The 11744-nt window shown below is 34.7% G+C and carries 11 protein-coding genes; all 11 read left to right on the forward strand.

The features are described 5' to 3' along the window. Positions 1 to 28: 28 nt before the first annotated feature. Positions 29 to 643 (forward strand): conjugative transposon protein TraK, encoded by a 615-nt coding sequence (traK, locus tag DRF58_RS16660; RefSeq protein ID WP_116037025.1) that lies wholly within the window; start codon positions 29 to 31, stop codon positions 641 to 643. Positions 644 to 645: 2 nt separating this feature from the next. Continuing rightward, positions 646 to 999, forward strand: a complete 354-nt coding sequence (locus DRF58_RS16665) for a hypothetical protein (protein ID WP_115621400.1) — start codon at positions 646 to 648, stop codon at positions 997 to 999. After that, positions 995 to 2200, forward strand: coding sequence for a conjugative transposon protein TraM (gene traM / locus DRF58_RS16670; protein ID WP_115622155.1), 1206 nt, complete (start codon positions 995 to 997; stop codon positions 2198 to 2200). The genes DRF58_RS16665 and traM overlap by 5 nt, the downstream gene beginning before the upstream one ends. 4 nt (positions 2201 to 2204) lie before the next feature. Next, positions 2205 to 3074 (forward strand): DUF4138 domain-containing protein, encoded by an 870-nt coding sequence (locus tag DRF58_RS16675; RefSeq protein WP_115621401.1) that lies wholly within the window; start codon positions 2205 to 2207, stop codon positions 3072 to 3074. A 9-nt stretch (positions 3075 to 3083) separates the two neighbouring features. After that, positions 3084 to 3470, forward strand: coding sequence for a hypothetical protein (locus tag DRF58_RS16680; RefSeq protein WP_115621402.1), 387 nt, complete (start codon positions 3084 to 3086; stop codon positions 3468 to 3470). Further along, positions 3446 to 5437: a type IV secretion system DNA-binding domain-containing protein gene (locus tag DRF58_RS16685; protein WP_115621403.1), complete on the forward strand. Its 1992-nt coding sequence runs from the start codon at positions 3446 to 3448 to the stop codon at positions 5435 to 5437. Before DRF58_RS16680 ends, DRF58_RS16685 begins: the two co-directional genes overlap by 25 nt. A 1-nt stretch (position 5438) precedes the next feature. After that, positions 5439 to 6281: a M23 family metallopeptidase gene (locus DRF58_RS16690; protein WP_115621404.1), complete on the forward strand. Its 843-nt coding sequence runs from the start codon at positions 5439 to 5441 to the stop codon at positions 6279 to 6281. Next, complete coding sequence (locus DRF58_RS16695) at positions 6271 to 6981, forward strand: hypothetical protein (protein WP_050378314.1); 711 nt, start codon at positions 6271 to 6273, stop codon at positions 6979 to 6981. The genes DRF58_RS16690 and DRF58_RS16695 overlap by 11 nt, the downstream gene beginning before the upstream one ends. Before the next feature lie 5 nt (positions 6982 to 6986). Then, complete coding sequence (locus tag DRF58_RS16700; RefSeq protein WP_116037021.1) at positions 6987 to 8969, forward strand: hypothetical protein; 1983 nt, start codon at positions 6987 to 6989, stop codon at positions 8967 to 8969. Between the two features lie 79 nt (positions 8970 to 9048). Continuing rightward, positions 9049 to 9735 (forward strand): hypothetical protein, encoded by a 687-nt coding sequence (locus DRF58_RS16705; protein ID WP_116037023.1) that lies wholly within the window; start codon positions 9049 to 9051, stop codon positions 9733 to 9735. Then, positions 9725 to 11744 (forward strand): N-6 DNA methylase (locus DRF58_RS16710; RefSeq protein ID WP_245955549.1); only part of this gene is annotated, 2020 nt, incomplete at its 3' end. The genes DRF58_RS16705 and DRF58_RS16710, both read left to right, overlap by 11 nt.

The raw sequence follows: 11744 nt of genomic DNA on the forward strand, positions 1-11744 counted from the left end.
ACATTATCAACCAACAACTAAAATAAAGATGCTTATCAAAAATATAGAACAAAGAATCAAGATCAACAAGGTCATTTCTTTATCCACCATTGCTTTTGCCGTTTTCATTGTCATTGCAGGGTTTTTCTTTGCGTACAGAATGATCGAGGATTCCAGAAAATCAATTTACATTTTAGACAATGGGGTTCCGGTTCTGGCAAAGCAGACAGATGTCCTGTTGAACCGACCTGTTGAATACAAAGCTCAAATTGAATTATTCCACCGATTGTTTTTCACACTCGCTCCGGACGACACCTACATCAAGGATAATATTCAAAAGTCCTTGTATCTCATTGATGACAGCGGAAAAAAAGAATATACAAACTTAAAGGAAAAAGGATTTTACAATCAGATCATCGCCTCCAGTTCAATGGTGAGTATTCATACCGACTCAATTGCGCTAAATATGGAACAAAAGAAATTCTCTTTTTTCGGGAAACAGATGATCACAAGAAAATCTTCTGTCATTACAAGAAAGCTCATCACTGAAGGTTTCTTTGAAGACATCATCAGAAGTCCCAATAATCCTCACGGTGTGATCCTTAAAAACTGGCGAATCATCAATAATGAAGAACTATCAAATCAAAATAAAAACTCTTATTAAAAATGGAAACTACATTTAAAAAAAAGGGTCAGAAATGGCTACAATGGGCAGTGCAAAATCCGAAGAAATTCTTTACGTATTCAATGATTCTACTGTCGTTTTCATTTGTAGGATCTCTCATCCAAGGCATATTTTTTCCTTCAGAAACTGCTTTCAAAATAAGACCTCCGGTTCTCTATTCTAAAAGCAAGACCACTCAAAACCTAACGGTAAACAACGATAAGGAAATGGGAAAAATAGTGAACGAACTGAAAGCTTTAAAAGTAAAAAGAGACCAAAACACTCTGAAAAAAGAAGACAGCTTACGAATTGACTATTTGTTTAACCAATATCAAAAATTAAAAAATGGACATTAAAAAAATAAATTTTAAAGAAAAAAAATATGTTCTGCCACTTTTGGCTCTGCCGTTTCTTTTTCTTTTTGCTTACGTCGGAGCGCAGTTCGTCAAAGAAGATACCTCTGAAAAAGATAAACCAAAAGAATTGTCTCTTTCACTGGGCGATACGCAGGATTCCATTATGACCAAAAATGATGCGTATGATGCTTTTTTCAAAAAAGAGGATAACAGAACGATGCTTGGTGGTTTGGATAAAGAAGAAGATAGTTTATTAAACTATGATGATCAATTGTCACTTGAGCAAAAAAGAAAAATCGATTCACTAAAAGCAGAAAACGGAAGACAAAACAGATACCAGGCAAAAGAAAATCAATCCTCGTATTACAAACCAAATCAATCACAGAGGGATGACAAAGATTACAACAGGTCTTCAGAAATCATTAAAATGCTGAATGACAAATCTTACGGAAACCAAGAAGATAAATACGCTAATACACCTAAAGAAAAGACACAAAGTGTCCAACCAGATCCTGTAAAATATCTGAAAGAACAAATGCTCGTGATGGATTCTTTAGAAAAATCCCGTGATCCTGAGTACCAAAGTAAACTCGCAGCAGAACAAAAACTGAAGTCCAATAAAGAGAAAATGGAAGATTTTCTTAATTCAACTTTCAATGTGAGCAAATCCGGAATCAACAGTGGTTTCAATGCTTTCTATAAGGAGAAAGAAAACAGCTTTATCAAAGCGGTCATTGACGAAAACAACAAAGGCTTTCTTGGAAGCAGGATTAGGTTCCGATTGTTGGAAGACATCTTTGTCGGGAACAAAAAAATAATCAAAGGTTCGATATTATACGGACAAATCTCAGGATTTTCAATGCAGAGAGTCAATCTCAATATTGTATCTGTATTCACAAAAGGAGAAATCTATCCTGTCAATCTTTCGATTTATGATGTTGACGGTATGAAGGGATTGTACGTTCCGCAAAGCGTTTTCAGAGATATGATGCGGGAAATGGGAAGTAACTCAGTACAAGGAACTCAGATGGATATGGGCGGAAAAGGATTTTTCTCAAGCATTGGATCCAGCCTGTTTACATCAACATCTAAATCTATTGCCAACCTGATCAAAGAGAACAAAGCAAAATTGAAATACAATTCTTACGTCTTTTTAATCGACGAAAAACAACTGAAAGATTCACAAAACCAAAAAAAATAAAACAATGAAAACGTTATTATACACCCTTTTAATTTTAGTAGCAAACTTACTCACTGCACAAACAGCAACCAAAGAACAGATTATTTCCGACTTACCGGAAATTGAAATTACTGAAGGAATCAACTTGCATATTATTTCGCCGGAGCCCATTCAGTATGTGGATCTGTCAACAGAAAAACTGACTGGAGATTTGCCCATTACCAATATTGCCAGGATAAAAATCACAGACCATCCTGATTCTGACGAGAAGGGAAAAATCAAAACACCTTCCGTTTTTTTTAATGGAGATAAAATCGGAGTTATAACCTTTGTTGCGCAGTCTTTCATAGCTCAGTATAAAGTCGTTTACAGAAATCAAGACAACCTCAATACGATAACCAATATCCACATACAGCCAGAAGCGATGCAGCCTATAGAATTTGAAAAAATGGTTTTCTCTAATCTTGAACTGAGAAAATTTGCAATGGATATTATTCAAAAAAAATCTGAAAAAAATCCAATAAGGGAAGAGAAGAATCTAAAACTCAGTTTTCAGCTTAACAATGTTTATGTCATCAGTGACTACATCTTTCTTGATATGACGATTAAAAATAATTCTAATCTGAGCTATGATATTGAAGATTTGAAATTCTCTTTAGAAGACAAAAAAATTCATAAAGCAACAAACAACCAAAGTGTAGAAATGACCCCGATTTTTCAACTCAATCCTCAAAAACATTTCAGGAAAAATTTCAGGAATATTTATGTTTTCAAAAAATTTGCTTACCCAAACAGTAAGGTAATGATGATTCGTCTTATTGAAGAACAACTCTCAGGACGCACCATAGAAATGAAGGTCAACTATTCTGAAATTCTTAAAGCTGATACTTTTTAATCTTTTACTATGGGAAATTTAATTGAAAATGTGAAAAACCTATATATAATATTACTAATCATAATGCTTGTAATAGTGGTTTTAGACGTGATTTTTGAAAAGCAGAAAAATAGAAAACAAGAAAGAGAACTTGAGTTCTATGAATTGAAATACCAAAAGTTGAAAAAGGATTTCAATCAAGTCCTAGAAAAAAAATTGAGCATAAGCAAGGGCTATCAAGAGCATCTAAATATGTGCAACGAAAGAAGTAGGGCAAACATTCGGGATCTAAAAGACTTAAAAAATGAATGGATAGATTTAGTTGAGAAACTTGACTATTGGAAAAGCAAAGCACAGCGATTACAAAACCAATTAAATTATCAAAAAAGAAAATGCAAGAACAACAACATCAAATAAAGATTTATGGCTTTCTTCAAAAAGCAGTGTATGCGATCGTTGCATTAGATTGTGCTTCGCTTTTTTACCTTAATGCTGATGTTCGGGTATTATCAAACTTATTGAAAAATTTTTCAAAGCTGAGTTTTATCTACCCACCCATCAATGCCAAATTTGCAACCTTGATCTTAATAGGATTAGTTGCGATTGGTACAAAAGCCAAGAAAAAGAAAGACCTCAATGTTGCTAAGGAAATTGTCGTTCCTATGATTTTGGGATTGCTGATGATTTTCTCAGCACTGATATGTCAAAATGAGGCAGGAAATGCGAAGCTTCCAAAAGTATTTCCCGGATTTAATCTCTATCAGGTAATTTATGCTGTTCTTTCTTTTTTAGGAGCCGTTATTCTTCAAATGGGTGCAGACAGTATTTCAAAACTGGTGCAGCAGAAAATGGGAAAAGACCGATGGAATGTTGAAGAAGAATCTTTCGATCAAAATCGAGAACTAATGAACACTGATACATCGATTAACATTCCTTATATCTTCAGATATAACAATAAAACTTATGAAGGGTATATTAATATTGATCCTTTTAGAGGAACGATGGTCATCGGAACACCTGGAAGCGGAAAATCTTTTGGAATCATTAATCCTTCAATCCGACAAATGATAGCCAAAGGTTTTTGTCTCTGCATCTACGATTTTAAGTTTCCGGATTTGGCACAAATTGCATACTATCATTATTTATTGAAAAAAAGCAAAGAATCCGATTACGATTACAATTTCCACGTCATTAATCTGAACGAGGTTGAAAAATCAAAAAGAGTAAATCCATTTCATAAAAAGTACATCCAAACTTTAGCAGAAGCCCAGGAAATGGCTGAATCAATGGTGTCCTCTTTACAAAAAGGAGGTTCGAGTTCAGGAGGAGGCTCTGAAGCTTTCTTTACCCAATCTGCGATAAATTTCCTTTCGTCCTGCATTTATTTTTTTGCAACATTCGACAATGGAAATTATTCTGATCTGCCTCATATTCTTTCATTTATGAATCGAAGCTATAAAGAAATTTTCGATACACTTTTTACCAATGAAGAAATTTTCTCTTTGCTTTCACCCTTCAAGACGGCTTATGACAACAAAGCTTTTGACCAATTGGAAGGACAAATCGGAACACTCAAAATTTTCCTTTCTCGATTGGCAACAAAAGAAAGTTTTTGGGTGTTTTCAGGAGATGAAGTGGAATTGAAGATAACCGACAGAGATAATCCTTCTATTATTATTCTGGCATCAGACCCGGGAACACAGGATATTAATTCTGCATTGTATTCTTCGGTATTAAACAGGACTTTAAGATTGATCAATTCCAAACACAATTTACCAGGAGGAATTATCGCAGACGAATTTCCGACGATCTATATTCACAAAATTGATAACATCGTAGCTACTGCAAGAAGCAATAAAGTTGCTGTAATGCTTGGATTACAAGAAATTCCGCAGCTCCGCCAGTTTTATAAAAAAGAAGTTGCCGATACGATTTCTGCTATTGTAGGAAATATTATTTCCGGTTCTGCCAGAGACAAAAATACATTGGATTGGTTAGAAAAACTCTTCGGCAAAATTAAACAGAAATCATACTCACAATCAATTTCACAGCAAGGAACGACCACCAGTATCAATGAAAAGATGGATAATATGATTCCGGCAGGTAAAATTGCGGCCTTGAAAACCGGAGAAATGGTAGGAATGATCGCACGGGGAGAAGAAAACGCTGCTGAGGAATATAAAACATCTGCAATTAGTGGTAAGATTAATTTGAATATGAAAGCCATTCAGGAAGAAGAAAAACACTATGTGAAAATGCCGTCATATTATTCTTTTGTAGATAAAAAAGGAGTTAACCGCAAAGAAGAAGTGTTGATGACCAATTTTAGAAAGATCAATAAAGAAGTGGAACTCATTGTGAATGAAAATATAAAAGCTGCATAAAATGAAAAAACAAAAATACATATTTACATTGATGGTGCTGTTTTACAGTTGCTTATGCTTTGCACAGTTCAATACGCTTACACCAAAAATACCGAAAAAATCTGAAAATCCAAAGGTATCCGAAAAATCTAATATCGAAGAACCGGTAAACCAAAAAAATAATAAGAGATCGTGGAAAGAGGTTTTAAACATCACCACAAAATCAGATTTAAAGAATCAAATTGACTCTTTGAAAATGTTAATAAAAGAATATAGCAGTGTAAAAGATGTACGTAAAAATAAGCTTGAAAAACTGAAAGATTCTTTGATGCTGCAAGCACAAAATAGAGTAGAAGAAACAAAGCAAACATCAAAAAAACAAAACTTTTTTACAACGTATGATTTTGTAGATGAACCGACAGCATCTTTTTCAAAAATTGTAATGCCTCTTAAAAACAAAATCACCATTACATCTTCGTACGGAACAAGAACTCATCCTATTTTCAGGACAAAAAAAATGCACAATGGGATCGACCTAAAAGCAAGTTATGAGAATGTCTATTCTGTAATGGATGGAATTGTTACAGCAACAGGCTGGGATTCTAAAGGCGGGGGAAATTTCATAAAAGTAAAACATTTTAACCGTTTCGAAACTTCCTATCTGCATCTCTCAGAAATATATTATCGGGCAGGAGAAATAGTAAAAGCCGGATTTGTCATCGGAAAAAGCGGGAATACCGGAAACTCCACAGGTCCACATCTGCATTTTTCGGTGAAAGAATTCGGACAAAGCATCAACCCTTCTCATTTTTTAAATGACCTCATAAAAGTAAACAATTTAATAGCAAACCATTATGAACACTAATACTTTACCAACAGACGAACTAAAAAAGTACGGAATTATCAATGAAGATCTTTCATTCTCTAAAAAACTGAATGCAGATGATATTCAGAAATTTCTGAAGGGATACACCATTGTTGCGGACAACGACAAAAACAGGGCAACTTTTCAGCTTACGGATAATAACACCCAACTGAAGGTTATCTATTTAGAACGAGACAAAAACCTACCGGAAATACTTAAAAACAGTAAAGACAGAGTTGAATATACCGATATTCAAAAGGTCTCTAACAAGCTGTCGCCGGAGTTTTCTGCGCTTGAAAAAAAAGCTTTCATTTTCGACAAAGAAACCAGCAAAGTTGTTGAGTTTGACTTCATCAAAAACGCTACGGAGCTTACTGCCATCATTGCTGATAAAAAGGATACAGAAGAACTGAATCATTATAAAAATGAATTGCTGAAACTGAAAAGTTATCTTTTGGAAAAGATAGACCAGTATCCTGAAATAGCCAAGGAGATAACGAATGATCTAAGCATCGTTTCCAGAGAGATCAATTCCGTGAACAGCATCGCTACAAGCCAAAAACAAATCTCCAAAGCAGATGATTCCGACATTCAGCTGAATGTGAACGATCCGGATGTTTATCAGGATGCCAATCAAAGAAGAGACGATGAACAGGAGCATGACGAAGAAGTGGAGAAATCAAGAAAGTTCAGAAGGTAAATAAAATGGAAGATAATCTAACCTGGTTTGATAAGAATATAGTTCCGAGAACGAAGGCTTATAAAAATTTTGTGAAGGAAATTGAAAACACTTCACCTGAACAGTTTTTTCGGGACGGAGAGAGGCTGTTTACCGATAGAGAGAAAAAGTTTATGGCAATTCATCAATCTAAGGGAAAAGAATTTATTCAAGGTTCAAATTTTACATTGAAAACATTTTTCAATTCAAATCAGGGTTTCCCTATTGAGGATAAATTTAATACTACCGCTGAATTAGTCAGATTTATTGAAAAGCAGCAACTAGCCAATAAACATTTGATTTTGCAAAATAACAGGGAGTCTACTGAAATTGCTATAAGTAATGAGTCCATAAAACAGAAATTTCTCTCTGATCTCTGGGCTCAGGAATTGGAGAAAAAAACTGATTTAAGTTCCGGATTGACCTATACACAAATTGATGAAAAGCAAGCTTATCATTATCGAAATTATGAAGTTGAAGCTGCAAAGTTATCATTAGAAGGGATCCATCAAATTGAAATGACTGATCTGGAAGAAAATGCAGACTTTTTTTCAGATGAAGGCTTTGAAGAAAATTTGACGCCTGCATCTGACCTTCCGGATGGCTGGGTATGGCGCGAATACGGTGATGGGAGCGGATCTCTGAAAAGCCCAGGTGGTTATAGTTACTACAGCTATGATCTGCAAACGCAGGAATATAGATTACCGCACGGTCGGCGAGAATGGACAGGTATGAGAGATTTTTATAATGAACCACAAACTTTGCACGACTTTAAAATATATGCGGAAGGAGATATAAAGGAAAAAGCAGTCAAAAATAATCTTTCTCCGAAGCTTTCCGAAGATGAAAAAAATGATATTCTCAATTACAGGATCTTTATGAAAGAAAACGAATTCATACTGGAGAACTTGCAGATCACATCAAACCAGAGAGAGGCTTATTCAGAAAAAATGGAATTCGGAAAAACAGATGGAGATTATTCTCTTACAAAGGCACAAATGGACACAATCCCAAATGTTATTGATGGTCATACGTTGTCAAAAAATGACAAATACGAATTGGCTTTCGGCCTATTGGAAAAACAGCTATATGGGGAATCCTACGAATTATTGGATAGCGGTGAAATTCTAAAAAATTATCTGGATGAAAATGTTTTTTCAAGACACAGAATATTAACAATGAATGATATAAAGTTTAACAATCAAAACCCAAACATTATGGAAACAAAAAACGAGTATGAACCATCTCAGTATCCGAAATTTCAGTTAAAATATCTTGGTTTCGGAGAAGGAGAACAACTGCACAAAGATTTAGAAAATGGTATTAATGCTCCCGAAAAAGAGTTCGAAATTAAAAGCACTTCCGACAAAACGATGCCCGGAAATGAAATGGAATTTACATTAAAATTTAATAAGATAGAAAATGGGAGCGTTTTTATGAATTTTTACAATGCTAAACTCACGAAAGAAAATGGCGACGTTATCTCCCACAATTTTCCTGTTAACAGGGTGAATACATTTACTGCTAAAGAAGCAGTCAACCTTTTGGAAGGGCGTACGGTAAAAATACAATTTCACAATCCGAAAACAGAAAAAATAGAACCTGCATTTGCCAAACTGAATTTTAACGAACCCAAAACCGAAAAAGGAAATTACAATTTCCAGAATTTTTACAAAAATTATGGAGTTGATACGGCTCAGATCGTAGAAAAATCCAAACTGATCTTCGATAAGCCGGAATGGAAGGAAAGTACCATAAAATCTTTGGAAAAAGGAAATATCGTGAAGGTAAAATTTGAATTGGATGATAAAGTAATAGAAGGCAAAGCGGTGCTGAATCCGCAATACAAAAATCTGAATCTGTATGATTCTGATATGAACAGAATCAATACCAACAAGCCTTTAGAAGGTTTGGAACAAGACAACAAGCACGAAAAAAATAACGTGAAAGAACAAAGTATTAAACGATAGATAACACTTACAACCAATCATTTATTTCCCAGCGGTAAGTCAAATTAATTAGGCTGCCGCTTTTTTAAACCCTATATCTATGAAAAAACTTTTAATACTACCCAGCTTGTTTTTTCTTTTTGTAAGCACTTCCTGCCACAAAGAAATCAAATCCGAAAAAGGAGGAATCGATGTTGTCTCCAATGTATATTTTGATGTTTCCAAAAATCTGAACAATATCCAAAGTTTTCATTTGTCAAGCCTTAATTATTCAGGAGATTCCATAATAGAAAGGATTCCGGATGTTGATGCTCCCGAAATAACCCAACAGATTTATTTCATTAAAGATTCATTGTGCTATACTATTGAAAATGAAAATCCCGGCAAAATTATTCTGTCAGACATCATAAAGAAACAAAAGCCGCTTTCGGTTGAAAAGAAAAAAGGAGGAACATTGTTTTCTCAGGAAAAAATCCCCAATTACAGAAACAGAAAAAATCTGAGTGATACGGTTTTGTTTAAGAAAAAATACAAACGATTTGAAATCAACTCACCTTGGATGTACACCCGGTTTTACATTTATCCAACGGACACTATTTTACCGTACTCTATTTACAAACACGTGGAAAAGGACTACCAAGGTAGGCTTGAAAGGATTGATTCTTACAATAAAAAGACGGACATATTCGTGACGCTTCAATTGATAGCAAGAAAAAACTGGGACAGTGAAGCCAAAGAAATTTTTGAATTTAACCACTTCATAAAAAGCAGAAAAAGTGAAAGATGAAGATTTTTTTAATGAGATAAATAATGACATTTCTGTAGTTGAAGGAAATAAAAAGGAACTTATTGTTTTCACAAACAGTAAGGATATGCTTTCATTCTTGGAGCTTCTTCAAATGAATAAGAAAGTCAATAATAGAACATTGATTACGCTTAATTCCGTTTCAAATACAAAAATGTTCCTCAATAGATATCAGAATTATGATGGCAAAATGTTTCTTTGTCTGAGTGGGGACAGAACAGGAAATGCGATAACCATGAAAATTCTCACAGAATTTAATGGCAAAAATATTAAAGACGTTCGTCCGTTGTATGAAATTTCTGAAAATGGGAATCAAGACCTGAGCGAATATTTAGACAATAAACGCAATCTTCAAGATAAAAATACTAATTTAATTGAACCAAAAATTTCTGAAAATGAAAGCAATGCAATTGAAACCGGAAGAACATCCGATTCTCAGCAAGTGGGAAACGGAACACCTGAACACAACTCTGGAGAACTTAGCCCTAAGATCCAATCCAACCAAAACGGAAGTTACGGAAGAGGACAAGAAGTGGGCAGCAACAATGCTGGAAATGGACTTGCAGTCACAGAACGGAGCGATTTGGGAAACCGAGACCGAGGAAGAGGATCCAATGGTGGAACACAACCGCAAAATGCTCAAGAAAATGAGGGAAGAGAACATTCCCTGGGCGGAATCGTATCCGGGAGACGTATATCCGATAGAAGAAGACCCAACGGAGGACTTTCCGAGGTAAGTGAAAATATTACTCAAAATGATGAGTTAGAAACTCTTATCGAAAAATATAAAGGTCAAAAACTGACCAATGAACAAGTTGCGGAGGTAGTTTCTGCAGCTTGTTTTGTTTCCAGTGATTACAAAATTAATCTGAAGGAAAACCTACACATTACTAATGATTTAAAAGAAATTTGCAGCCAATTCCGAAGCGGAGGAACGGCAAAAGAAGGACGGGGAATTTTAGATGAATACTATACGCAGGATAAAATTGTTGATGCAGTTCATAATTTAATTAAAGACCATTTTAAAACTCAAAAAGAAATTTCCGTTTTAGAACCAAGTGTTGGAACTGGAAATTTCATTTATGCTACTCACGCATTATCTGTAAATTCTAAAATTACAGGATTTGAAATCAACGAGACCACCGCAAAAATTGCCAAAATTCTGCATCCCGAAGTCGAGATCAATCTTCGTTCGTTTGAAACTGAATTTATTGATGATCGAGGTAATAGAAAAGACTCAAAAGATTTTTCAGAAAAATATGATTTGGTCATTGGAAATCCGCCTTATGGCGAACATCGGGGATTTTACAAAGGATTGGGCGAAGAACCGAAAATTTCAAAGTATGAAGATTATTTTGTTAAACGGTCATTAGATTCTTTGAAACCCAACGGCGTTTTGGCGATGGTTCTTCCATCATCTTGGCTCAACCGACAAAAGAATTTACAAAATGCTAGTGTTTTGGATGGATTTCGTTTGCCGAACGGAGCTTTTGCAGGAACACATATCGGAACCGATATTATCATTCTCAAAAAAAACAATCACAATATCTCTTCTGATATCTCTAATTATTTCGATAATAACCCAGCAAGAATCTTGGGGGAAACCCGAGAGAAAACCAACCGTTTCGGGCGTTTGGAAAACTATATCCACGGAAATTTAGATGAAGCTTTATTTAAGATTGACCAGTTTGAAAATAAGAAAGAAACCCAACGAATCGGAAATCTTTTTAAAGATTTGTTTTTAGAGGAAGAACCTAAAGTTGAAAATAAAGTTCCTGTACCCAAAAAAGGAAATACAGAAATCGAAGATTGTACGAGGATTGAAAACCAAAATGAAAATGAAGTAAATGTAATAGAAACTCAAGAAAAAATTGAACTGGTACTTTCTAAACTCAATAACATCAAGTTTAAATCTCCCACAATTACGAATGAAATTAGCAAGTATGAAAAACTGCGCGAAGATCTAATCACAAAGCCGACATCGTTTTCAG

Origin of the sequence: Epilithonimonas hispanica, from assembly GCF_003385395.1 — a bacterium.
Lineage (GTDB): Bacteria > Bacteroidota > Bacteroidia > Flavobacteriales > Weeksellaceae > Epilithonimonas > Epilithonimonas hispanica.

Bases quoted from the DNA above. Each gene is read 5' to 3' on its own strand.
- traK (WP_116037025.1), top strand. From the start codon at position 29: ATGCTTATCAAAAATATAGAACAAAGAATCAAGATCAACAAGGTCATT.
- DRF58_RS16665 (WP_115621400.1), top strand. From the start codon at position 646: ATGGAAACTACATTTAAAAAAAAGGGTCAGAAATGGCTACAATGGGCA.
- DRF58_RS16675 (WP_115621401.1), top strand. From the start codon at position 2,205: ATGAAAACGTTATTATACACCCTTTTAATTTTAGTAGCAAACTTACTC.
- DRF58_RS16680 (WP_115621402.1), top strand. From the start codon at position 3,084: ATGGGAAATTTAATTGAAAATGTGAAAAACCTATATATAATATTACTA.
- DRF58_RS16685 (WP_115621403.1), top strand. From the start codon at position 3,446: ATGCAAGAACAACAACATCAAATAAAGATTTATGGCTTTCTTCAAAAA.
- DRF58_RS16690 (WP_115621404.1), top strand. From the start codon at position 5,439: ATGAAAAAACAAAAATACATATTTACATTGATGGTGCTGTTTTACAGT.
- DRF58_RS16695 (WP_050378314.1), top strand. From the start codon at position 6,271: ATGAACACTAATACTTTACCAACAGACGAACTAAAAAAGTACGGAATT.
- DRF58_RS16700 (WP_116037021.1), top strand. From the start codon at position 6,987: ATGGAAGATAATCTAACCTGGTTTGATAAGAATATAGTTCCGAGAACG.
- DRF58_RS16705 (WP_116037023.1), top strand. From the start codon at position 9,049: ATGAAAAAACTTTTAATACTACCCAGCTTGTTTTTTCTTTTTGTAAGC.